Consider the following 23,923-nt stretch of genomic DNA (forward strand, 5'->3'; position numbering starts at 1 on the left):
CCGGGCGCATGATTGGCTTGGCCAAGGGCGAAATCATGCGTGGCCTGTCAGGGTGGCGGTCGATTAGACTTGTCATGCTGCCAGTTCTCGTCGCCCTCAGTGCTTGCAAAACCGACCTCTACACGCAATTGCAAGAGCGTGAGGCAAATGAAATGCTCGCACTTCTTGAAGACAACGGGGTCGCCGCGATCCGGGTGGTCGCCAAGGATGGGACCAGCACGATCCAGGTTGACGAAAAGCTGCTCGCCTTCTCAATCAACCTTCTGAACGCCAAGGGGTTGCCGCGCCAATCCTTCAAGAACCTCGGTGAGATATTCCAAGGATCAGGCCTGATTGCCTCGCCGACCGAAGAGCGTGCCCGTTACGTGTATGCCCTGAGCGAAGAGTTGTCGCGGACGATCAGCGATATCGATGGCGTTTTTTCTGTACGTGTTCACGTCGTGCTGCCGCATAACGACCTTGTGCGAGCCGGCGCCACGCCATCCTCGGCCTCGGTGTTTATCAGGCACGACGCCAAAACAAATGTCGCGGCTCTGCTGCCAAAGATAAAGATGCTCGTAGCCGACAGCATCGAAGGCTTGTCCTACGATAAGGTGGAAGTGGTTTTGGTGCCGGTAGAACGGTCCGCACACGAGCAACGGCCCGATCCGACTGCTGTTTTGCCACAAGCATCAATACCTCTTCCTGCGCCAATTCTGGCGACCGTGACAGGTTTTGCCGCAGCCGTATTCGCCTTGGCCTGTTATCTCTTGGTCAGCGTTGTTACGCGTCGGCGCAAGCAATCAACCGGCGTTTCCAAGGTCGAGGGGCGCCGGGATGCTTCTGCTGTCGAGGCCATTCGCAAAAGAATGCCTGCAATTGGACGTGGGTGACATCTCATTGCAAATGCCTATACAGACCGCCCGACCTGATGGTCCGCACCAATTGCGTTTTCCGGGCGCGAGCGAGCTTGCGGCTTCGGCCCATCCGACCCGTCTAGCGGCGCGTCTTGATCCGGCGTTATCGGCAGAAACGTTAGTGAAGTTGCAGAAGTGTTCCAGACTGCATCCAAGGCTGGCAGAATTGCTGGGCAACTATGACGTGGATCTGAACCACATCGGCTGCAGGCCGGACCTTCTACGCGGGCACGATCCATATCGAGCTGCCCTTCTTGCTGGTAGTATCTGGCATGCCCGTTCGCTGGTCGCGTTTGTCTCTCAGCCTGAGCTTGCCATCCTTGTTAAACGCATCGGCGTGGATGCACACGCATTCGGAATCCGACACCTGCTGCATGCCGTTGAGAACAGACTGATCGCGGACCCAGAAAAACTCGCTCAGCAAATCGAATACGATGGACATGCATGTCTTGGGGCTTGGCTCCAGGACAGTTCAGCGACCGAGCGTAACCGCGTGCTTCTTCGGTTGCCCGAGGGGACTGCCGCGGAGACTCCAGCACCTGAGCATTGGACCGCCGCCGGCCAATTGCTTTCACTTGTACTAGCTCATTTTGAGACAGAGACCCCGGTGAAATGACAGCCGAACTTTCCGAGGGGCCAATAGCGCCGCAGATGCGTCCAGTCGGACCACTGATACCCGCGAGCGAGCTCGAAACCTGGCACAGCGCCGCGCAAGCGCTTGCCGCGGCAGAACGGCATCGGCAGCGCGTTCGAAACTGGGCACGCGCCGTTTACCAGCGGGCGTGGGCGCGCGGCCACATGGAGGGCTCGAATGCAGGCACCGAGGAGATGGCAGGGCTGATTGCGGAGACAATCTCCGAAATCGCGCGACGAAAGGCGGCTCTGGAGCAGGAATTGCCGCAGCTCGTGATGGAAATATTGAGCGATCTTATCGGCGCTTTCGATCCGGGCGAGCTATTGGTGAGGGCTGTTCGTCACGCCATAGAGTGTCAATACAGCGGCGCCGAAGTTTGCCTTCATGTTTCTCCCATGCAAGTCGACATGCTTGCACGAGAGTTTGCTCGATGCGACGGCCAGGATGGTCGACCAAGGGTGCGGATCGAGCCCGACCCGACGTTGTCGCCGCAACGGTGCGTGCTGTGGAGCGAGTACGGCAATGTCGACCTGGGACTTGACGCCCAGATGCGCGCGCTGCGCCTTGGTTTCGGGACGCTCTGTGAAAAAGGCGAGCTATGAGAAAGCCCGTCCCAGAACATAACGCTGACGCCGACACTCGAGCTCTCGTTCCAGCAATCTCGTCGTTGAGGGCTGCGGCCAAGCGAATTGACACGCGTGCGGTGCGGGGTCGGATCACGCGGGCTATCGGCACACTGGTTCATGCCGTCTTGCCAGACACTCGTATTGGGGAACTTTGCCTCCTAGAGGACCCGCGAACCGGGCTGTCGCTCGAGGCCGAGGTGATCGGCCTGTCGGGTGATGGTGTATTGCTGACACCGATCGGGGACTTGGTGGGCCTATCCAGCCGCGCAGAGGTCGTGGCCACTGGCCGAATGCGTGAGGTGCCCGTCGGCGGCGATTTGCTCGGTCGCGTGATCGACAGTCGTTGCCGCCCATTGGACGGCAAAGGCGAAATCAAGACCGTCGAAACTCGGCCACTGCATGGCAGAGCCCCCAATCCGATGACGAGGCGCATGATTGAGCGGCCATTCCCGCTTGGGGTCCGTGTCCTCGATGGTCTGCTGACGTGCGGCGAGGGCCAGCGGATCGGGATTTATGGCGAGCCAGGTGGTGGCAAGTCGACGCTGTTGTCACAGATCGTAAAGGGTGCCGCCGCTGACGTCGTCATAGTGGCGCTCATAGGCGAACGTGGACGGGAAGTTCGTGAATTCATCGAAAGGAATCTTGGTGAAGAGGGCCTTCTCCGTACGGTCGTCGTGGTTGAAACCTCCGACCGCTCGGCGGTGGAGCGTGCGCAATGCGCTCCAATGGCGACTGCGCTCGCGGAATATTTTCGCGATCAGGGCCTACGCGTTGCTCTCATGCTGGATTCGCTGACGCGCTTCTGCCGCGCTATGCGCGAAATAGGCCTTGCTGCGGGTGAGCCGCCGACGCGACGGGGCTTTCCTCCTTCCGTTTTTGGCATGCTGCCAGGCCTGCTCGAGCGCGCCGGCATGGGTGAGCGGGGCTCAATCACGGCCTTCTATACGGTGCTTGTAGAGGGTGATGGCACAGGTGATCCAATCGCCGAGGAATCGCGTGGTATTCTCGATGGCCATGTCATCCTCTCACGCGCTATTGCGGCGCGATCGCATTTCCCCGCTATTGATGTGCTGCAGAGTCGCAGCCGCGTCATGGATGCAGTCGTTTCGGGGACACATCGCAAGGCAGCATCCATTTTCCGCGAGCTCCTATCGCGCTATGCCGAGACCGAGTTCTTGATCAATGTTGGCGAATACAAGCCAGGTGGAGATCCCCTGACTGACCGGGCCGTCGCGTCAATCGACGAACTGAGGGAGTTTCTGCGCCAGAGCGAAGATGACGCGTCAGATTTCGAGGAGACGGTCGCATGGATGTCGCGTCTGACCGCGTGAACTGGGTTCAGTCTTCGAGGTTACGGCTTCTGAAGGAAATGCAAGAGCGTCGTGCCCTTGGCGAGCTGTCCAAGAAGGAAGCCCAGCGCGATGTGGCCGCCTCAGCCGTACAAAATGCCGCTAGGGAGCTTGCAATGATACAGCAACATTGTTCAAGAACAGAAGCAGCGCTCTATCAGCATCTGATGTCACTCGACAACTTGTCTAGCGCAGCGCTCGACCGTCACCGCCTTCACACTGAACAGCTTGCCGCTGAGATCACTTCCAGACGGCAGATGCTTGATGATGCCCAAATCGCTCAAGAGGAGGCTGAGATGGCGGCGTCCAGGACGAGGGAGCTATGGGTCATATGTTCGGCGGCAAGGGACAAATGGCAACAAATCGAGGACGACGTGCGGCGCGCCGTCGAGACTCATTCGGAGGCCGCAGCCGAGATCGAGGCCGACGACGAGATACTGCTGAAATATGCGAGGGGGTCGCTTGCCTAAATGCCGCGCAACCGGATCCGACAGTCGCAAGAGGTCGTCCGAATGACACGACCGTGCAGTCTTTGATAGCCGCTGCGGTCACACCCGCCATGTTCGAACCAGTTCTGAAACTGTCCCGCACGGTTGTCTCGTGGCTCAATGATACAGCAGCGCCCCGCACGCCGTTTCAAAGCCGGATCAACGAGGTGCCGCTATCGGTGCGAACGGCAGGGCTTGTCTGGCAGCAGGAACCTGCTGCCATTCCGATGCTTGACTGCGTCTGGAGAGTGGGAGCCGAGACGGTCATCTTGTCGCTGTCGCGCCCGCTCGTAGAGGAGTTCATCACGACAGTGCAGAACGGCTTGGCCTTCCCTTCCGAGCCAACTGCTTCGCTTATTCTCGAACTCGCTCTTGAGCCGCTTGTCACTCGACTGGAGGAGACGACGCGTCTGAACGTGCAACTCGTGCGCGTATGCGAAGCCACGATGCTGGCTCCTCATCTTGAACTCGACATCATTTTCGGCGCGGTCAAGGGCAAGGGCCGTCTATTCCTGTTCACGCCTCTTGACGGCTTAGTACCGCCTGCGTTTCGCGCGCTAGGCGAACTGCTTGCCCAGTTGCCGCGGCAGCTGGGCGGGCTGCCTCCAGAGCTCCCGCTCATTGTTGCAGGAGAGGTCGGCACGCTTCGCCTTCCTGCGGCGCTTCTTCGAAGCGCATGTGTCGGTGATGCATTGTTGCCCGATATTGCGCCGTTCGGCCGCGGCCAGATCACCCTAGCTGTCGGCCAGTTGTGCGCCGGGGCGGATCTTGACGGCGATGAATTAATCTTGCGGGGGCCTTTCCGCCCGCGACCGTGTCCTTTGGAGAATGCGCATATGACACAACCCGGATCGCAACTGGAGCTTACTAAGGATCTCGACGATGTCGAGATCGTGCTTGTCTTTGAATGCGGCCGCTGGCCTATTTCTCTTGGGGAATTAAGAAGTGCCGGCGAAGGGCATATTTTTGAACTTGGATGGCCGATCGACGGCCCGGTCGACATAGTGGCCAATGGTCAGCGTATCGGGCGTGGCGACATTGTCCGCATCGGAGAAGAGCTGGGCATCAGGCTCCGTGGCGGGTTTGCATGCAATGAGTGAAGCTCAGCCGACAATCCTGGCGCTTCTTGCGGTTACCGCCGGACTCGGTCTGCTGGTTTTAGCAGTTGCCACGACAACGGCCTTTGTAAAGGTATCAATTGTTCTTTTCCTCGTCCGCAATGCGCTCGGGACCCAGACCATACCACCCAATGTGGTGCTGTACGCCGCGGCGATGATCCTCACTATGTTCGTTAGTGCGCCCGTTGCTGAGCAGACCTATGACCGCATGTCGGATCCCAAGCTCCACTATCAGACATTCGACGACTGGGTAAGCGCCGCTAAAGCCGGAAGTGAGCCCTTGCGCGAGCATCTCAAGAAATTCACAAATGAAGAGCAGCGGCGATTTTTCCTATCTTCGACAGAAAAGGTCTGGCCAGAGGAAATGCACGCTGCAGCCACGCCTGATGACTTTGCAATACTTGTACCATCTTTCTTGCTATCAGAATTGAAGCGCGGATTTGAGATAGGATTTCTACTTTATCTGCCTTTTATTGTTATAGATCTGATAGTGACAACTATCTTGATGGCAATGGGTATGTCGATGGTCTCACCAACTGTTATATCTGTCCCGTTCAAGATCTTTTTGTTTGTTGCCATTGATGGTTGGTCAAAATTGATGCATGGGCTTGTGCTGAGTTATACGTTACCGGGAGGCTGATCATCACTGAATCCAGCATCATTACTCTTATGAGCCAATCACTGGTGGTTTTCATGATCTGGATTCTACCGCCGCTCATTGCATCAGTGGTTGTCGGCCTCGTCATCGGCATCCTCCAGGCGGCGACGCAGATCCAGGATGAAAGCTTGCCGCTCACCGTGAAGCTTCTGGTCGTTGTCGCGGTGATTGGGCTGTTTGCTCCTGTGCTAGGCGCCCCGCTCATAGAGCTAGCCGATCAGATCTTCACCGAGTTTCCCGCAATGACACTTAGCTACTAGTCCGCCCCATGGACGCGCCATCGGCCGATATTCAAATTCTGATCCAGACGGCTCTCGAACTCGTCGTTGCGGCAGGTCTTGGGGCAGCCCGCGCGATGGGCATCATGCTGATCTTTCCCGTATTCACACGCTCGCAGATCAGTGGGCTGATCCGGGGCTGTTTGGCTGTTGGCTTCGCACTACCATGCCTGGCACACGTCAGCGGCGGATTGCCGGCGCTGGATTCTGATACACGCCTGATCCAGCTAACCCTGCTCGGATTCAAGGAAGTTTTTGTCGGTGTACTCCTTGGCACTTTTCTTGGCATTCCGCTTTGGGGCCTTCAGGCTGCCGGGGAGCTTATCGACAACCAACGCGGCATCAGCAGCCCGACCGCTTCGGCCGATCCCGCGACGAACAGTCAGGCTTCCGCGATGGGCGTTTTTCTGGGGATCACTGCGATTGCCATATTCGTCGGATCAGGAGGCCTGGAAACTTTGATCAGTGTCCTGTACCGCAGCTACTTGATCTGGCCGGTGTATCAGTTTCACCCGACACTGAGCGGGCCAGGAGCAATGGAGTTGTTGGGGCTTCTCGACCGCATAATGCGCACGGCATTATTGGTATCGGGGCCTGTCGTGTTCTTCCTGATACTGATTGATATATCGATGATGCTGCTGCGTCGCTTTGCCCCGCAATTTAAGGCGAGCCAACTGTCTCCGGCAATCAAGAACATTGTCTTTCCAGTTCTCATGGTCACCTACGCTGCCTATCTGGTGGAGAGCATGAAACTGGAGGTCACACAAGCCAACGGCGCGCTGGAGTGGTTCGACAAATTGCTGCCATGAGCGACACAAGTGAAGAGAAGACACACGCCGCCAGCCCGAAGAAGTTAAGTGAAGCGCGCAAAAAAGGACAGCTGCCACGTAGCTCCGATTTCGTCCGCGCGGTCGGGACTTGCGCTGGGCTCGGCTACCTTTGGCTAAGAGGCAGCGTGATCGAGGACAAATGCCGGGAAGCGCTCCTATTAGCCACCAAGTTGCAGAGCCTACCTTTCGATACCGCGGTGCCGCAGGCATTGGTTGTGCTCGTCCAACTCACCGTCGCGGCTGTTGGCCCGCTGCTTGGAACCCTCGTCGCCGCGGTGATTTTGGCCAGCCTGCTAGCCAATGGTGGATTTGTCTTCTCTCTGGAGCCGATGAAGCTCAGCTTTAAGAAAATTGACCCCTTTGAAGGGCTGAAGCGCTTGGGGTCTGCTCGTTCCATGGTCGAAGTCTGCAAGACCATGTTCAAGGTATTGGTTCTCAGCGCAACCTTTTCCATTGTCCTTCTCGGGATGTGGAAGACAATGGTCCCTCTGCCGATCTGCGGCATGGGCTGTGTTGGCCTCATCTTTATGGAGACAAAATTGCTGATGGGAATTGGCGCCGGCGCACTGCTGGTCGGCGGACTGATCGATCTCCTGCTCCAGCGCGCGTTGTATCTGCGCGAAATGCGCATGACCAATACCGAAGTGACGCGCGAGTCGAAGGATCAGCAAGGAGCGCCAGAGTTGAAAGGTGAACAGCGTCGCATCCGCGAGGAGGCGGCCGACGAGCCTGCGCTTGGCGTGCATCGCGCCACGCTGGTCTTAACAGGAAGGGCGGTCCTGATCGGTCTGCGTTACGTTCGCGGTGAAACCGGGGTGCCGTTCTTAGTTTGCCGTGCCGAAGGTGAGCGCGTTTCACATGTGTTGAGTGAGGCGCGGGCACTACGCCTGACGATCGTCCATGACCATGTCTTAGCACGTCAGCTGATAAGCACTACAAAACTCGGCAACGCCGTTCCTATGCAATATTTCCAGCCTGTCGCGAAAGCACTCTTTGCCGCAGGCTTGGCCTAGTCATTGGAAGTCCACGACTGCCCAGTTCAAAACTGACCTGGCTCCATGCTAGCTAGTGGCAAATGTCGGCTGGCCATCCGTGCCCCAGTGTCTCTGTCAGGCCAACCGCGCAACCGCGGGCCTGGGGCAATCACTCCCCTCGGATCTGCCACCCAGCAACTACGGCAAGTCCTCCGGCATGACCTTGCAGCCTCTGCTGGCCGGTGCGTGGCGCAGTCCGAGGTTTTGAGGCCGGCAGTGCGGATTTGATTCGTGCAGCCGTTGGAATGCCCTCGTCAGCTAGTCGTCAACTAAGCGACCTATGTTGAACAGCCGTGCTAACTTGAGCTCGGTTGCGAAACATAGGAGTACGAATCGTCATGTATGGTCGAATTGGTGGCTCATCCGATAGTTACCGCGCGCATAATGCCGGCGAGCAATCGGATGCAGGAAGCGAAGGGTTCGCGGACACATTTGCCCGAATGCACTTATCCGGATCGGAAGGTAGCGGCGCCTCATCATCGGCGGCTCCCCAAGCATACTCCCTCAATTCCCGACCTCCTGTGGTGGAGATCAACAGGACTTCCTTCAGGAGACAGGTGAGGCAATTTCATGGTGATGAAATCACGCACATCGCCGACAATCCTCAAGAGTATTCGGAGTTCGTATCGTCACGAGCCAGGCGCACCGCGGACGTTGCTCAGCAATATGGCATCCGTCGAGATACGGAGCACGCGCGATATTTCAGTTACCAATTGGGAGACCGGAGTGCCGGACTGCTGAGAATGGAAGGCGGATTCAGCATGAACGAGTTCGAATCGGAAAGTTGGCGGGAACAATTTCCTGGTCGAACTGAGGTCACTTCCATAGTGGATCTTCAAGTCGCCCATCCGCTCGTCGAAAATGCGGGCGATATTCTGCTGGAGCATCAACTTCGGATAGACGGCGACCGACCGTTGCTGAATTGGCGTGCGGCTAATCCGGAAGCACAAGCGCGCGCGCAGACGATGGGGTTTGTTGAAGTGGATCATGGCGACCTGGTGCTTGACCCTACGCAGCATCCCGACAAATGGACGAAGAACAGTGCCGGTGAGTGGCAGCGTGCAGGCAAACCTCCACTCTATCTCCACAAAACCGAGGACAGCGACAGCAGCGATAGCGGGTCCGACGACGATTTCATGTGATTTGTCGACCCGCCGCCGAGCCTTGCAACTGGTGACGGTTGCAAGGCTGTTGGCAGTGAATGCTGATTGTCCGGCGATCAGCCCCGCCTTAGCGCCAGCGCCGCCGAGCAATCCAGCCCATCTCCCAGACAATAAACTGCGGATGCGCATCGTGGGTGCAGCGGGCGAGCGGATTGTATTCGGGCCGGAACTCCGCCTCTTGGATACGAGCTCTCCCGAATCCAATTTTCTCCACCACACCGTTGGGTCGTTGCAATGCGCCGATCCCGATCGGATCGGCTATGCCTGCTCCGCGCTCGCAGGAAGACCTTCCGCCTCGATCTTGGCGGCGCGATCTCGGCGATAAGTTGGATGGGAGGCAAGATACGCCGCCACGTCAACAGCAGGTAACGCGACATCGCAAATCGGCCCTGACGGTAGCCGATCGACTCCAATCGCCGGACCGCAACTCGCGCAGCGGCATTCGCGGTTTGGCCAGGAGAAATGCTCGCTGACTCACAGCGTGGCCGGCCGCATTCTGCCCTAGACCCCAAAGTACGTGCCCTGTCATGCAGCCTGCGCCGACGGGAGCTCGGCACGCGAATGGCGTGGTTGGCGGCCAAGCCCCGAGGTCAACAAGGACTTACAGAAAGCGGGGGTGAGTTTGCCGCGATGAATTATGACCTTCTCGCGACCGGACCTAGCATCGGCTTCCTCTCGCTCTCGATTGTAGCCGCGCTGTTCGTTGGATTTAACGTGGCAAGCGGTGAATTCGGAATCAGCCAGCCCTTCCAAGTTTCTGGCCATGACGGGGCGACTCGTGTGGATGTGCACCCACATCGGGCTCGGCATCCCACCATTGACCAGCATCTTGGGCTGCAGCTTCATCTCAAACAGCTTTCCTGGCTCGCCACGCAGCGCGACCGGTGCCTCCGGCGGCATCAATTCGTCGGCATTGCACAAATGTTCCAGGTATTTTTGCGCCGGAAATGCGTAGGCCTTCATGCAATCAGTCGTAATGCCGGCTTTTCCTTCATTCAGTGCGTTGGCCTGTCCCAGCACCATGTTCAGCAACCCTTTGAGCTGGTCTGTGCGTTCGTGCACTTTGGGTAGCTGGGTGGAGGTGAGTAGCAGGCGTACATTACGCCCCTGCAACCCGGCGAGACAGGTTTGCATCTCAATGGCCTGGGCTCGCAGGTACTGGGCCACATCGTCCACGACCTTACCGGCCTCCTCAGGCTTCATCTGGCGCACTTGGGAGACGACGCTTTGCTGACCGGCCAGATCGAACTGCAAAAGTTCGTCCAATCGTTTGAGCCGCTCCGTCAATACCTCCATTGACAACGCGGCGCCCCCGATTGTCGAGCCTGCCCCCGACGAACTCGCAGCCACCTCTTGCGCTCTCACCTGTGTACTCGCAACTTGATCCGAGCGCGCGAGAACCTTGGCTGCTGGCACTGTGCCGGCGTTCGCAGCGACTGGTGTTGATGGCTGCCCGGCGGCAGAAGTCCCGGCGCGAGCTGCCGACTTATGCTTTGACTTCCCTTTCCTTCGCCCTGTAGTGCCTTCTGACACTGCAGCCGTACCAGCAGTGTCAGCCGGTATCGCAGCGCCTGCCCTGGCCGGCATCGCAGCGCCCGCCTGGGCCTGTGGCGCCATGATGGCTGACGGCGGAGACTGCAGGTTCAACAAGTGCATGGCATCGTGCGCAGTGATCCATGCATCGTCCACGATCCGTTCGAACAGTTTCAATGGGAGGCCGGCATCTGGGTAGGTATGGCTTAGCTTGGTATGCACCTCGTGCAACGCCAATCCAAAATCCGAAAGCCGCTCCATGATCTTTTCTACAACCGCGCAATCATGAGCGTTGAGTGCTTTGCCATCATCCATTATGCCCTTCGCCAAAGAGAGGGCGCGAAGAGCTTCTTGAACGGCGCTTGCCATCAGCTGCACCACTCCATTTCGACCGACGAGGAGTTCCTTCAAATCTGGCTCGAACCTGCTCGCCCGCAGTTCAATCTTGGCCCGCGCAAGACCGATCCGCTCACGGACCAGCCAGATCCTGACACTCAGTACCGAGCCGGCACGCAGCCGCAGTGCGCACCGCTCGGCTTCCCGCATCACGGGCGTTCCACTGGATAGGCTAGCGGTGGCAGCGCAGGCGGATCGCTGCCGTTCGGAGCGCCATGCCTTTTTTTCCCACCACTTAATTGCCGCCGTATGGTGGTTCTCCACATTTAAAATCAACAGCTCCTGCCGGTCCGCCTGGGAGTAGGAGTAGAGTTTATCGACCATACCTGCCGCTTTCTTGGTCTTTTTGTCCAATTTCGTGATCGTCGACAGGCCAAGTTTGTCTACTTCATTCGCGGCGTCGCACACGATCTGGCAACATCTACGCACCTTGTCGTCTGGCATAATTGTCTGCGCCTCAGCCGCAGGCAGGCTAGCGCGGTACTCCAGAATTGCTGAGGCTGCATCGACGACCCGACTGATCAGCTCCACCGCCTCCTCGGGGACGTCGGTTTTCCTGGCCGCAGCCTCGCAATCAGTCAGTTGTTGAACAAGACTGTTCATTCTGAGCTGTGTCGGACTGATATCTTCATTTGACGATGAGCTGGTGCCTTCCACCTGCGCGGTTGATAGTTGGCTACCGACCGGCGCCATGGCTTCGCCCTCAGACATGGAGGGAGAACCGCGCCGCCTTGCGGCTGCGCCACGTGGCGCTACGGTTCCGCGTGGTGGCGCAGCGGCTCCACGTGGCGGTGCGTTCAGGATTTGATCTTCGCCAATCGAGGCGCCTGGCAGACTTTCGCGGGCATCGCCTGGACCGCGCGCAACTGGAAGGGAGGAGGGCCTCCTATCGGCGTCCCCAGAGCGCATCTGCTCCACAACGGAATCGAATGACTGTCCACCTTCTCCCGCAGCAAGACTTGATTGCGAAAGGGAACTGCTCGCCCGCCCCGCGCGGCTGGCTCCAGTTTCAGCCTGCGATTTCCGTGGTCGGCCAATGCCCTTCATATTGCGTCTCCGTAGTAGGCGAGAATGTGCTGCTATTGTGCTGGCGGCTGACGAGACCAGCGGCATCTTTCGGTTAACGTCACGGTCAGCCAGACCCGCGACGGCGTAATGTTCCCGCCAAAGTGCTTCTCAGTAGCAGGCCAAGATTGGCCCGAGCTCACAGGACTTTCGCATATCGATGTCCTGAGATTATCAGCGCTTCAGTCCGCCGATTTCCAGGAACAGCGAATGAAATCAGACCAACTCGGCTAGCTCCCCTTCCTAGACACGTGCCTGACGATTTTATTGAGGCGTCACTCCTCTCGTTCGCCACCGACAAAGTCACACATTTGCTTCAGAGAAGCGTGTGCGTTGCGTATCGCGCGGGAAACCATTTCGATCTATAGTTACAAAAAGTGTCGAGACGGGACCTTTGGATCCGAAGGTCAGGCACGGCCGGCCTAGATAGACCGCTTGGCTGACGATTAGCTGACGATGGGAGTTCTCACGAACAGGGCAAGAAAATCCGACCGCTTCAAGCTTTCGATATGGTGAGAAGAGGATCCGCACCGGCCTCCCAAAGCCGGCAGACCATCCCATGTTCGTACGGTCGCCGACCTTCTCGAAGCCAATGAGCTCACCGCGCCGGGCCGTGATGTGCAGGCGAGAGAATGGTGATGCAAAGACCGAGTTCCTGCTCGTTGCGTGCGCCCGTGGAGCCAGCAAGAATACGGTCATTGCGGTCATGCAGCACGTGGACCGTGTCTCCTGTTCGACACCACAGCATCGAGGATGCAAACGAGCTGCTGCGGCTGCCATTCGGTCGCGGCATGCGTGGACGGCGGGATTGGCCGAACAGCCGAGATCGTGGTCGACTGTTCGATGCGAGAGCAACATCCTGCAGAGCATACGTTTTTGCGCTGGCCGGTTTTTGTCAAAAGCCGTCAGGTTCTCGAAAGCTCCCGCCCTTAGCTTGATCGAGGTTAACCTTTAACACGTCGCCGCCAATGGCAAATGCCGGAGTACCTGATGATAGCAGCAATTGGGAGTGGAGTTGGCAACCTCGGGACTTCCTTGATCCGAAAGGGCCATGGGGATTCGAAATCCGAGCATTCTGGTGATGGCAAGCCGGCTGGTGGCAATGATGGCAAGCCAGCTGGTGGGAATGATGGCAAGCCAGCTGGCGGGAACGATCGGGCGGATAACCGGACCGTTTCAAATGATCAACTTCAAGACAACTCACAGTCTGCAGCACAAAGTGAAGCCTTCCAAAGTATCCTGCGATCGTTCGCGTTCCAATTCGCGAACGATGCGATGGCTGAGGCCGATGAAGCTTTGGATGACACAGAAGATGCCTGACGCGGGAAAATCCGGCGTGAGGTCATACAGGCCGTTATTGACGGCACAACTCCAACAGAAAAAGGAATGATCATGGCTGCAGTTGATAATAATAAAAAATCAGGCAATACCAACACCAATAGCACTGGCAACACCGATAAAACTACCGGTAGCACTCCCGGCAATACAAGCGGAGCTGATGCTACTGCTTTTCAGGCGCAAGTGCAAGAACTAACCAATGTTAGCTTGGAGGCGACGAAAAGGAGTGTCCAGTTGCGCACTCTAACGACCAATCTCCAGACCATCAAGAAGGCCGCCGACGAACGCGTTTCGTAATGTCGGAAGCGGCTTTTAGACTGCCCCTAGCGCGTCTCCTTATTGACGCGACGTAGTCCCGAAATGAGCCGCATGGCAATTGCCGTGCGGCTTCTATCCTGTTTGAGAGATGCTCTGTGGATGACGCCGTTTCCCTCCGTTTCGAAGTGCTTTCGGGGCTCTATTGCGGACTGACCGGCAAGACGGATCTTCAAACGTGTTTAATCGGCAGCGGCTTCGATGCCGATTTGGTCTTTGTCGAGCAAGGACTGGCACCGCATCATCTTCGTGTAACTCTTCTTGGCAAGTCGATCGAACTCGAGGCGCTTGCACCCGGACTCAGTATCGAGGGCAACCGGAATATCGCCGCAGGCCAGTCCGTTGTTGTGCCCCTTCCTGCCGTCCTGCTCGTAGGCGAGATGTCCATTGCTTGGTCCGTGCAGGATGCAGAGCCGCCTGGTTCGACCGGCATACCGCGCCTACCGATCGGTGTGCTCGCCATGGTCATAATCAGCTCACTCGGGATCGGCGCGCTTTCGGGCATGTTCTCCTATCTTGGCAATGCAAGTGGATCGAGCCCCAATTCACTTCGGGCTGAAGTCGCGTCCAGAACGATCAGTCACCGCGCTGACAATGAACTTACGGGGGCAGCGGCCAAAGAGCTGCAGGAGGAAGTCGATCGAGCGGGTCTTCTCGACGTCAAGATTGGCTCCGCAAAGGGTGTTGTGACCGCCGAGGGCACCGTCACGTCTGAATCGGTCATCAGCTGGCAGAAGCTTCAGCAATCGTTCGATCGTCGCACCAAGGGTACTCTAACACTGGTGAACGGAGTGCTCATCAAAGAGGAGAAGGCGCCATCCGCAATCGCGGTCGAAGCTGTGTGGCATGGGGCCCAACCGTATCTTGTCATCGACAGCGAGAAGTATTTTGTCGGGGCCATTTTGGCTGATGGATGGGTAGTCGATCGTATTGAGGACAGCCGTGTGCTGCTGAGCAGGAATGGCCGCATTGCTGCTCTCCCATATTGAAAGCTCGCAGGCCCCATCAAGCAGCACTCTATGGCCAGCCAAACATCCTGTCGCGCTCGGTGCTGACAAGCTGGCTGCGTTGGAAACATTTGCTGCCCAGCCATTTCGCGCCTGTTTGTGGCTCTCATGCAGGGTCACGCGCTGGCCAAGGCCGAGGCGCCTTCGGAGTTCGAAAGCTACGTTTCAGGGCGTAACAGCAGAGTAAGTCTCAACCGATTGCAAAGGTGTCTCGATGGCCAACGTCCTGCGTGACTTCATCAAGCGTGCGCCGGCCAGCCCGGATTTAATGGTTGCGTTGATGCTGCTTCTGGCTGTCGCGATGATGGTCATGCCTATCCCGGTCGTGGTGGTCGACGCACTGATAGGATTCAATATGGGGTTGGCCATACTGCTGATGATGGTTGCCCTGTATGTCAGTACTCCACTTGATTTTTCCTCTTTGCCCGGCGTTATTTTGATTTCCACTGTATTCCGTCTCGCGCTGACGGTCGCAACGACGCGACTGATCCTGGCCGAGGGGGAGGCCGGCAGCATTATTCATACCTTTGGCGATTTCGTCATCTCAGGCAATATCGTGGTGGGTTTCGTCATATTTCTGGTCGTCACCATGGTGCAATTCATGGTCCTCGCGAAGGGTGCCGAACGGGTGGCAGAAGTGGCGGCGCGTTTCACGCTGGATGCTCTGCCGGGCAAGCAAATGGCGGTCGACGCAGAGCTACGCAACGGCCACATCGATGCCAACGAATCCCGCCGGCGGCGCGCCGAATTGGAGAAGGAAAGCCAACTATATGGCGCGATGGACGGCGCGATGAAATTTGTGAAGGGCGATTCCATCGCCGGGCTGGTGGTTATCTGCATCAACATGCTGGGTGGAATTTCGATCGGTCTGCTCTCCAAGGGCATGTCCTTCGGCGAGGTGCTGCATCACTATACTCTGCTGACGATAGGCGATGCATTGATATCGCAGATTCCGGCCCTTCTGCTCTCCATTACTGCGGCGACCATCGTCACCCGTGTGACTGGGACGGCGAGGATCAACCTCGGTACCGAAATGGTCAGTCAGCTCACGGCCAGTACTCGAGCCTTGCGGCTGGCGGCCGGCGTCCTGGTCGTGATGGGGTTCGTTCCTGGGTTTCCCCTCCCCGTCTTTCTGATGCTGGCCGCAGTGTTCGCTGCGGTAAGCATTGTCAAGGCTGATGTGCTGGGCGCCGGCACTGCCGATGCGAAAGATGGAACTGCAGCGGAGCCTAAGCAAGCCGCGCCTGCGAAGGAATTCCCGATCGCATTTTTTTTAGCGCCAAATCTTATGCAGGCGATCGATCAAGCCGAATTGCAAAAACATATTGGGCGCGTTTCGCTCCTGGTCACAGCCGATCTGGGCATTATCGTTCCCCGCATCCCTGTCTTGGTTGACGAGCAGCTGCCTACATCGCAATTCCGGATAGATGTCGAGGGCGTGCCAGTCGAACAGGACGCGATAGATCCAAGCCAGATGACGCTCCGAGCCGATGTAGCGCACGTCGACTCGAGCGGTATCCCCCTTAGGCGTGAGCCGAAAACGGACAGACTCCCGGTCGAACATACCCCTGCACAGGCCCTTACGGGCGCCGGCACGGAGCATTGGGCTCCCGGCGAACTCCTCGCCTTGCGCGTCCATGCAACGTTGACCCGCTACGCACCGCGATTGGTGGGCATCCAAGAGACCCGACATTTCCTGGGCCGAATGGAGCAGGAATATTCTGATCTTGTGAAAGAGGTGCTGCGCACGACGCCGATTCCTCGGATTGCCGATGTTCTGCGCCGCCTCCTGGAGGAAGGTATCCCAATCCGCCACACCCGTCTCGTGTTGGAGGCATTGGCCGAATGGAGCGAGCGTGAGCAAAACGTTGCCCTGCTGACGGAATATGTCCGTTCTGGTTTGAAGCGACAGATCTGCCACCGCTATGCCAACACCGAGGGCATCGTGTCCGCCCTGGTCGTCGAACGCGAGAGCGAGGATGTGATGCGTGGCGCGGTTCGAGATTCGGATGCAGGCCCCTATCTCGCACTGGAGGATCGGCAAAGCGAAGCGATGCTATCACAGATACGTCAGGTCCTTTCGAACACAGAACCGGGTCAAACCCGCCCTATTCTGTTGACGTCAATGGATGTCCGACGTTTCGTCCGCGGCTTTCTGACGCGAAACGGGATCGATCTCGCCGTGCTGTCTTATCAAAACCTCGCCTCCGACTTTACAATTCGCCCGGCAGGATCCGTCAAACTCCCGCACGGATCGAACAGCGGATTGTTAGAGTAGTTCCACCTTTCCTAACTGAACGCGACCCGCCTCCCTGATAACCGAGAGATAATATGAAATTTGTTAGAAATACAGTTTCTCCATCGCCTATGTTTCTGCGCCGGAGCTCACTTCTTTTTGCCGTACTCGCCATTCTGCCTTTGGGCGGTTGCGCCAGCTGGCAAAAGCCCGCTCTTTCCGTGCAGGAGACATCTTCCCCAGAGTTGCTCAGCGCCGATCAAATCGATCCGGCTATGCGCGAACGCATTTTGCGCGAAGTTGGTCAGGATGTTCAAGAGCGGGCTTTGCGGGATGAGGTGAAGCAGCACCCGGACAATGTTGATGCGGCGATACGGCTTACAAAAGCCTTGGTGGCCCAGAAGCGCCCGCACGAAGCGGTTGAGGTGCTCGACAGCGTCTTGGTTGCAGCCCCAGCAAACGTACGTGCATTGAATGCGAAGGGCGTGATCTTGGACATTGAGGGGCGGCATGACGCGGCACAGGCCCTGTATCGGCGAGCTCTCGAAACCGAGCCAGGGAATCAGATGGTGCAGCATAACTTCAATCTGTCGCTTGCCTTAACGGCAAGTCCGAACAGCCAAGGTTAGCACGATCGCAATAGGTGGGCACAGCGCATGTGCAGCCTATTCCCCGGCTCGAGACGCGCTCGGCTCCCATCATAGATGGCCTCTGAAGAGAGCCATATCTGCGCAAAGCTGTTGCTCCAGATCTGGCCGGCAGAGGTCGGCAGGAGAGCCGGATGACATCTCTCGGCCACCCGCAAGGCCATCCGCCTCGCTTCGTTGCCAGAGCGCCTTCGTGGTTGCCACGCGAGATACGCTCAGGATGGATTTGATTAATTCACGCGCGAATGCCTGCCTCTAACTTGGGGCAGGCGCGACCGCTCCCATAATGCAATACGCTGCCTCTAGGCCGATGGACGATGACGGGATACTTCCCCGAGACTTCAATGGTGGGGAGCAGCGCACCCGTCGATCCATTTGCTTTCAGCGTCAACCGCCACTATGTAGCGACACTTCGCCCGACTGTGTTTCAAGCTGCCCGGAGAAGTTTATGACAGAAGAAGCCCACAACACCGACATCCTCATCGAGCTCACTGCCGATGTTGTATCAGCCTACGTCTCCAACAACCCCGTCCCGGCGGGGGAGCTTCCTGCCCTGATCGCCCAAGTGCACGGGGCTCTAAAAGGCACGGCCGGACTAATACCGGCAGAAGAGCCTGTGCCTGTGAAAAAACCTGCTGTCCCGATCAAAAAGTCGATCGAACCGGACTACATCATTAGCCTTGAAGACGGCAAGAAATTCAAATCGCTAAAGCGCCATCTGTCGACGCACTATGGTCTGACCCCGGACGAATATCGCGCCAAATGGGGTCTGCCGTCGGATTATCCGATGGTGGCGCCGAATTACGCCGCTACGCGCTCCGCCTTGGCCAAGACCATCGGACTCGGCCGCAAACCGAAAGAGCCGGAAGCCCCGGTGCCGGCGCCGGCGAAACGGACCCGCAAAAAGGTCGCAGCCTAAATCCGTATCAACAGTCGTTCGGGACGCGCGGCAGCCGTAGGCCCAATCTGCGCGGAATCAAAAGGCGGGGACGAGCCCCGCCTTTCCCGTCCAAGAGCCTCATTCCAGAGGAATTCGCGACGGCTCCAGCAATCGCTGCCGCGGCATTACCTGGTTGCATGCTCCGGCCGGGTTTCGAGCCGGTCAATGCGTTCGGAGTATGCCGCATCCTTGCCGCACGCGTTAGCCAGCCTTGCTGAGGCTGCCTGCAGAGGACTTGCCGGTGCGGCGATCCTGTTCGACCTCGTAGTTTATCTTCTGGCCCTCATTAAGGGTCGACAGGCCCGCTCGTTCAACAGCGGAAATGTGGACAAAGACATCCTGACCGCCGTTGTCGGGCTGAATAAAACCAAAACCCTTGGTGCTGTTGAACCACTTCACCGTTCCAGTCGCCATATATCCATTCCTTTGTAACAAGTCGCAACTTAGGCAGGCCATTCACGCCAGCCTGATTTGTACACGAGACTTTAGGCGCAGCAAAATCGGAAAATTGCAAGGCCCACTCGACCGCCTGATCTCCAGCAGCACCTGCCACACATGCGAGGCGCGTGCCAGACGAGGCGTATGCCAGACGTTTCGTCGTGCGCTGTCGCTCAAACGTCGACAGAAACAATGACCCAACCCTGCAAACTCGGCACATCTTGTGGACGTGCTTGGGTCGCTGCTCGACCGCAATACCCGCTCCTGACCGATATCGTCGGCCAAAATGACGATGTTTTTGTCATCAGACCGAAAGATCAGGCGCGCAGCGACACTGCACACTCAAACCGAGACCCGCGAACCTCGATTAGCTTCGGCCTGCTACGAAGCGCGGTTGCCTGCTTCTGAGGCGGGCCATTGTCGGTTTGAATCAACTGTCGGGTTCGGAACCCCAGACTGTCGGCAAGTTGACAATGCGCGTTCAGACGGCACAAACCACCCGATCGCTTGTGAGCGAGATGGTTTGGCAGATTGAGCAAGGGCGGGACTCAGCTATGCCGCCCAGGCTGCTGACAAGGCCAAAGCAGCGTAGGTGCGGAGTGAAATCCAAGGTCCACATGGGTCGTCGCGCGTCCCGTGCGCCTGGGAAGGCGCCGGCCCCGCCAAGCTTTTCCCAGATCGTCCGGATGACGCAAGCTTCGCTGAGCGTCAATGAACGTTCGGGCGATGACCAAAGGCGTCGTGCGTTGCAATCTGGACTGTCCAGGATATCAGGAGTTCCATGGCCTCAGCCCGCTTGGCTGGCCACACTTGAAGCTCCAACATACCGGCTGGCACAGGCCAATTGGACTCTGCGCTGCCCTCAATGCGCTGGTGGCACGGTCAATGCTTGTCTATCGATCCGGCCGCCCATGCGTGATGCTGTCGGTCGACGTTCGCAAACCAGACCCTCGGCGAACCCAGCGAAGGGGCTCGCCGGTACGACGAGGGACCTTACCTCTTTATGCGCGGCATCATTGTCGAGGATGACATGTTGCCTTACACGTCGTCCCCTCGCGCTCGGGGCTTTGAGGGGCGGATGAAGTCCTGATGGCGGTGGCACTGCTGCATGTTTGCGTAAGACCCATCATTCACGATCGCGTTGTCCTTCGATGTCGCGGTGCTGATAGGCGGGCAGATCGGTGTGCGCGGCGCCCGCCAAAGGATCGTCGTCACGCCGGAGGAGGCGAGCGCCGTAGCCGGCGCGCCGGCGAAAGGCGCTTTCTGTCGGATGCCCGACAATGTCGGATATCGCAAGTATCAAGGTTGGATCAAACCTTGCAAATCGGGGCTTTCTTACTTGGCACGGCGCATGCTCAGGTATCCGCAAACACCCAATGGATAACGAGCAGACTTCCCATGGCCCCACCAAAATACTGCCGAACGTTCCCCGGACGCATCCAAAGATGAGGCCCGCGTCAGGCCCGGCAACACGCTGACGGCTCATCTGGCTCGGCGTCGCGTGCCGATCCACTTTCTCCCAATAGGCGTCGGGAGACATAGAGCCTTCAAAATGAGGAACAAATCACTTTGCCAGGAACCCAGCCCATAATCCCACTCTCCCTATCAGAAGCAAGCCCCGCACTCACGGGCTTCGCAGGACGTCCGTTGCGACCGAGTTGGGCGGCGCGAGGACGGCTCCGGTCCCCGTCGCATGGGAGGACGGCAAGGCGACGGATTTCGTGCTCGACAACGGCATGGAGGTGGTCGTCATTCCCAACCACCGGGCGCCGATCGTCAGCCACATGGTGTGGTACAAGATCGGCAGCGCCGACGAGCCGCCGGGCAAATCCGGCATTGCCCATTTTTTCGAGCATCTGATGTTCAAGGCGACGACCAACCATGCGGCCGGCGAATTCGACCGCGCAGTGTTCGAGATCGGCGGCTCGCAAAATGCCTTCACCTCCTCCGACTACACCGCCTTCTATCAGACAGTGGCGCCGTCGGCGCTCGAGCTGATGATGAGCTTCGAGGCCGACCGAATGCGAAACCTCATCCTCACCGACGATGTCGTCAAGACCGAGCGCGACGTGGTCATCGAGGAGCGCCGCTCAAGCACCGACACCAACCCGCAGGACGTGCTCCATGAGGAGATCGACGCGACGCTGTGGCAGAACCAGCCCTATCGCATCCCGATCATCGGCTGGATGCAGGAGATCGAGCAGCTGAACCGCGTCGACGCCACCGCCTTCTATGAAAAATACTACTGGCCCAACAACTCCGTGCTGATCGTGGCCGGCGATGTCGAGCCGGAGACGGTGAAGGTGCTGGCCGAGAAGACCTATGGCAAGGTGGCGCGCGGGCCCGACCTGCCGCCGCGCATCCGGCCGGTTGAGCCCGAGCAGAACACCAGGCGCACCGTCACGCTCTCCGACGCCCGCGTCAGCGTGCCCAGTTTTTCGACGCAGTGGGTGGTGCCGTCTTACCATACCGCCAAGCCGGGCGAGGCCGAAGCGCTCGACCTGCTGTCCGAAATCCTCGGCGGCGGTAACCGCAGCCGGCTCTACCAGGCGCTCGCTGTCCAGCAAGGTATCGCTTCCAGCGCCTGCGCCTATTTCCAGGGCACCATGCTCGACGACACCAGGTTCGCCATCTATGGCGCGCCGCGCGGCGATGCCAAGCTGGCCGATCTCGAAGCGGCGGCCGCTGCCGAAGTCGCTCGCATTGCCAAGGATGGTGTCAGCAGCGAGGAACTGGGCAAGGCCAAGGAGCGCTTTGTGCGCGATATGATCTTTGCCGAAGACGACCAGGACGACCTCGCCTGCATATACGGCTCGACGCTGGCCACCGGCGGCACCGTGAAAGATGTCGAGGAACGGCCGTCTCGCATCCGCAGGGTTACCGCCGCGCAAATCAAAGCAGTTGCCGCCCGCTATCTCGCGTTCGACCGTTCGACCACGGGCTATCTCTTGCCCAAGACGGAGAATGAAGAGATGACGCTCGGCGCTCAGCCCCATGCTGCGATGAACATCCAGGAGGTGAAGTCCGAAAAGGGCATGATCGCCTGGCTGGTGGAGGACCACACAGTGGAAATCGTCAACATCGGCTTTGCCTTCAACGGCGGCATCAGGCAGGACCCGGTCGGGAAGGAGGGGATGGCCAATCTGATGGCCGGCCTGTTCATCGAAGGCGCCGGTAATTACGACAGCGATGCCTTCCAGATGAAGCTCGACGATGCCGGCGCCGAGATGGGTTTGGAGGCGCAAAGACACTACATCTGCGGATCGGTGTGCATGCTTCCCAAACAGCAGGACGCCGCGTTCGGCCTGCTTCGGCTCGCACTCAACGCGCCGCGCTTCGACCAGGGGCCGATCGATCGCGTCCGCGCCGAGATTGTCTCCGACATCGTCGGCAGCGAGCGCGACCCTGACGCAATCGCTCAGCGCAAATGGCTGCGCGCGATCTATGGCACGCATCCTTTTTCGAGGCCGGGAGAAGGCACAAAAGAGAGCCTGGCCGGCATCACGCCGTCCGACCTCCTCGCCTTCCACAAGGCGATTTTCGCTCGCGACGGGCTCCATATTGCCGTGGTCGGTGACATTGATGCAAACACGCTGAGGGAAAGGCTCGACCAGCTGTTTGGTGACTTGCCTGAGCAACAAACCCTCGCCCCCGTCGCCGATGTCGTACCGAAGCTCGGCCAACTGGTGGAGGAGAACTGCGACCTGCCGCAGACTTCGCTGCGATTGGCCTGGCCTGGCGTGAAGCGTAGCGCGCCGGATCACTTCGCCACCGTGCTGATGAATGACATCCTCGGCGGCTCGGGCATGACTTCCCGCCTTTTCGAGGAGGTGCGCGAAAAACGCGGCCTTGCCTATCACGTCAGCTCTGAACTGACCCTTGACAAGCTTCTGGTTACGACAGAGACACGCTCGGACTGCGCCGCCCAAACGCTGAGCATCGTGCGAGATGTGGTAAAGCAGATGGCGCAGCAAGGACCGACCGGGGCCGAGCTCAAGGCGGCGAAGAAGCACCTGATCGGCACCTATGCCATTGACCGTCTGGGCTCGACCAGCTCGATTGCAGACCGGCTCCTGGATTTGCAGATTCACAAGGCCGACGTCGACTACAACCAGCGTCGCGCCCGCAGCATCGGTCGGGTGACGCTCAAACAGGTCAAGGCGGCGGCCAAGAAGCTGCTTTCGGCCGAGCCCGCCATTTTGGTGGTCGGCCCGCCGCTGGGCGGCAAGGATGAGTAAAGAAACTCATCTCGCCTTCCTTCTTCCTTGGGGCTTCTCGTGGGAAGAGCGAATATGGAGGCCGGTGGGCCAAGCAGATCATGCAGACCCGCGGAGTCGTTTCGCGGGCCTTGCGCGGCATTGGCGGTCCAGGCGGGCCTCTCGCCGAAACGGCGCTCCTCAGCATGTATGCCGCCTTTTGCAGAATACACTCGCACGCCACCAGCAGGCAGCGGGTGGATGAAGCAAACATCCGGCTGCTCAATCCATCAACTGATGAACCGCGGGCACTCAAACTAACGGAACTGTTGTCGTATGTTTGGTCTACCAGCTGCTTTGCCGAGGCCCTAGGACGAACCCGCTGGTGCAGAATACACACCGACGGCCTGTCGACCTGGATGTTCGCTGCGTTGAGGAGGAATCCGGTATTGCCCCTGTGCCTGCCGATGATCCGCCGTCTGAAATCCCCGCACCTGTTTGGAGCCATGGACCGCCTGCCGGCACTCGGCAGACCGGTTGGCAATAAGACGTTCGAGGTCGTCAATCCGTCGACCGGCGAAGTTTTGGCAGAGCTTCCCGATATGGGCGTGGAGGAGACACGTGCTGCGGTAGACAAGGCCTATGTTGCGCAGTCGGGATGGGCCGCGTTGACTGCCCGAGAGCGTAGCGACGTTCTTTGGCGATGGCATCAGCTGATCATCGACCATGCAGGCGATC

Annotated in this window: 20 protein-coding genes and 2 pseudogenes; 20 read left to right on the forward strand and 2 right to left on the reverse strand. The window is 58.5% G+C overall.

Translation table 11 applies throughout. The features are described 5' to 3' along the window. Nucleotides 1-8 precede the first annotated feature (8 nt). The 11 genes from sctJ (at nt 9) to EN846_RS28980 (ending at nt 9,053) form a co-directional block, all read left to right on the forward strand. Entirely contained in the window at nt 9-872 is an 864-nt protein-coding gene (gene sctJ / locus EN846_RS28930) for a type III secretion inner membrane ring lipoprotein SctJ (RefSeq protein ID WP_095521257.1), read from the forward strand. After that, nucleotides 817-1,512: a nodulation protein NolU gene (locus EN846_RS28935; protein WP_281034022.1), complete on the forward strand. Its 696-nt coding sequence runs from the start codon at nt 817-819 to the stop codon at nt 1,510-1,512. Before sctJ ends, EN846_RS28935 begins: the two co-directional genes overlap by 56 nt. After that, entirely contained in the window at nt 1,509-2,132 is a 624-nt protein-coding gene (gene sctL, locus EN846_RS28940) for a type III secretion system stator protein SctL (protein WP_095521256.1), read from the forward strand. Before EN846_RS28935 ends, sctL begins: the two co-directional genes overlap by 4 nt. Beyond that, nucleotides 2,129-3,487 (forward strand): type III secretion system ATPase SctN, encoded by a 1,359-nt coding sequence (gene sctN / locus EN846_RS28945; RefSeq protein WP_024505372.1) that lies wholly within the window; start codon nt 2,129-2,131, stop codon nt 3,485-3,487. Before sctL ends, sctN begins: the two co-directional genes overlap by 4 nt. Then, the gene (locus EN846_RS28950) at nt 3,463-3,975 is read left to right on the forward strand and encodes a hypothetical protein (RefSeq protein ID WP_091595843.1); all 513 of its coding nucleotides are present in this window, start codon (nt 3,463-3,465) and stop codon (nt 3,973-3,975) included. The genes sctN and EN846_RS28950 overlap by 25 nt, the downstream gene beginning before the upstream one ends. Before the next feature lie 89 nt (nt 3,976-4,064). Next, entirely contained in the window at nt 4,065-5,093 is a 1,029-nt protein-coding gene (gene sctQ, locus EN846_RS28955) for a type III secretion system cytoplasmic ring protein SctQ (RefSeq protein WP_187331393.1), read from the forward strand. Continuing rightward, nucleotides 5,086-5,751, forward strand: coding sequence for a type III secretion system export apparatus subunit SctR (gene sctR / locus EN846_RS28960; RefSeq protein ID WP_029354851.1), 666 nt, complete (start codon nt 5,086-5,088; stop codon nt 5,749-5,751). Before sctQ ends, sctR begins: the two co-directional genes overlap by 8 nt. A gap of 29 nt (nt 5,752-5,780) precedes the next feature. Continuing rightward, a complete protein-coding gene (locus tag EN846_RS28965; protein ID WP_189523703.1) occupies nt 5,781-6,029 on the forward strand; it encodes an EscS/YscS/HrcS family type III secretion system export apparatus protein in 249 nt (82 codons plus the stop codon). A gap of 8 nt (nt 6,030-6,037) precedes the next feature. Next, the gene (sctT, locus tag EN846_RS28970; RefSeq protein ID WP_091595845.1) at nt 6,038-6,856 is read left to right on the forward strand and encodes a type III secretion system export apparatus subunit SctT; all 819 of its coding nucleotides are present in this window, start codon (nt 6,038-6,040) and stop codon (nt 6,854-6,856) included. Next, entirely contained in the window at nt 6,853-7,890 is a 1,038-nt protein-coding gene (locus EN846_RS28975; RefSeq protein WP_095521255.1) for an EscU/YscU/HrcU family type III secretion system export apparatus switch protein, read from the forward strand. The genes sctT and EN846_RS28975 overlap by 4 nt, the downstream gene beginning before the upstream one ends. 359 nt (nt 7,891-8,249) lie before the next feature. Next, nucleotides 8,250-9,053: a hypothetical protein gene (locus EN846_RS28980; RefSeq protein ID WP_024505378.1), complete on the forward strand. Its 804-nt coding sequence runs from the start codon at nt 8,250-8,252 to the stop codon at nt 9,051-9,053. Between the two features lie 546 nt (nt 9,054-9,599). Here EN846_RS28980 and EN846_RS28985 read toward each other — a convergent pair. Then, on the reverse strand, nt 9,600-11,714 hold the full coding sequence (locus EN846_RS28985) for a hypothetical protein (protein ID WP_245494315.1): 2,115 nt from the start codon (nt 11,712-11,714) through the stop codon (nt 9,600-9,602). Between the two features lie 1,344 nt (nt 11,715-13,058). Here EN846_RS28985 and EN846_RS35380 point away from each other — a divergent pair. From EN846_RS35380 to EN846_RS29015, 6 genes are all read left to right on the forward strand, one after another. Further along, nucleotides 13,059-13,388 (forward strand): hypothetical protein, encoded by a 330-nt coding sequence (locus tag EN846_RS35380; RefSeq protein ID WP_091595908.1) that lies wholly within the window; start codon nt 13,059-13,061, stop codon nt 13,386-13,388. A gap of 72 nt (nt 13,389-13,460) precedes the next feature. Next, nucleotides 13,461-13,703, forward strand: coding sequence for a nodulation protein NopA (locus EN846_RS36085; RefSeq protein WP_236370642.1), 243 nt, complete (start codon nt 13,461-13,463; stop codon nt 13,701-13,703). 116 nt (nt 13,704-13,819) lie between these two features. Beyond that, complete coding sequence (locus EN846_RS29000) at nt 13,820-14,710, forward strand: EscD/YscD/HrpQ family type III secretion system periplasmic domain-containing protein (protein WP_029354836.1); 891 nt, start codon at nt 13,820-13,822, stop codon at nt 14,708-14,710. A gap of 232 nt (nt 14,711-14,942) precedes the next feature. Then, nucleotides 14,943-17,006, forward strand: coding sequence for a type III secretion system export apparatus subunit SctV (gene sctV / locus EN846_RS29005; protein WP_127282367.1), 2,064 nt, complete (start codon nt 14,943-14,945; stop codon nt 17,004-17,006). Between the two features lie 53 nt (nt 17,007-17,059). Further along, nucleotides 17,060-17,593 carry a tetratricopeptide repeat protein gene (locus EN846_RS29010; protein ID WP_101918715.1) on the forward strand — a complete coding sequence of 178 codons (534 nt, stop codon included), beginning with the start codon at nt 17,060-17,062 and terminating at the stop codon, nt 17,591-17,593. A 466-nt stretch (nt 17,594-18,059) separates the two neighbouring features. After that, nucleotides 18,060-18,530, forward strand: a complete 471-nt coding sequence (locus EN846_RS29015; RefSeq protein ID WP_029354830.1) for a MucR family transcriptional regulator — start codon at nt 18,060-18,062, stop codon at nt 18,528-18,530. Nucleotides 18,531-18,752: 222 nt separating this feature from the next. Here the strand turns inward: EN846_RS29015 and EN846_RS29020 are convergent, their stop codons facing one another. Next, nucleotides 18,753-18,965 (reverse strand): cold-shock protein, encoded by a 213-nt coding sequence (locus EN846_RS29020; protein ID WP_008874821.1) that lies wholly within the window; start codon nt 18,963-18,965, stop codon nt 18,753-18,755. 1,682 nt (nt 18,966-20,647) lie between these two features. Between EN846_RS29020 and EN846_RS29025 the strand changes: the two are divergent. The 3 genes and pseudogenes from EN846_RS29025 to EN846_RS36090 form a co-directional block, all read left to right on the forward strand. Further along, nucleotides 20,648-21,952: pseudogene (locus EN846_RS29025) on the forward strand (pitrilysin family protein); the annotation flags it as partial. Nucleotides 21,953-22,048: 96 nt separating this feature from the next. Beyond that, nucleotides 22,049-23,227: pseudogene (locus tag EN846_RS29030) on the forward strand (pitrilysin family protein); the annotation flags it as partial. A gap of 365 nt (nt 23,228-23,592) precedes the next feature. Further along, nucleotides 23,593-23,923 (forward strand): aldehyde dehydrogenase family protein (locus EN846_RS36090; RefSeq protein ID WP_348630839.1); only part of this gene is annotated, 331 nt, incomplete at its 3' end.

It is taken from the genome of Mesorhizobium sp. M4B.F.Ca.ET.203.01.1.1, assembly GCF_004791025.1.
Lineage (GTDB): Bacteria > Pseudomonadota > Alphaproteobacteria > Rhizobiales > Rhizobiaceae > Mesorhizobium > Mesorhizobium abyssinicae.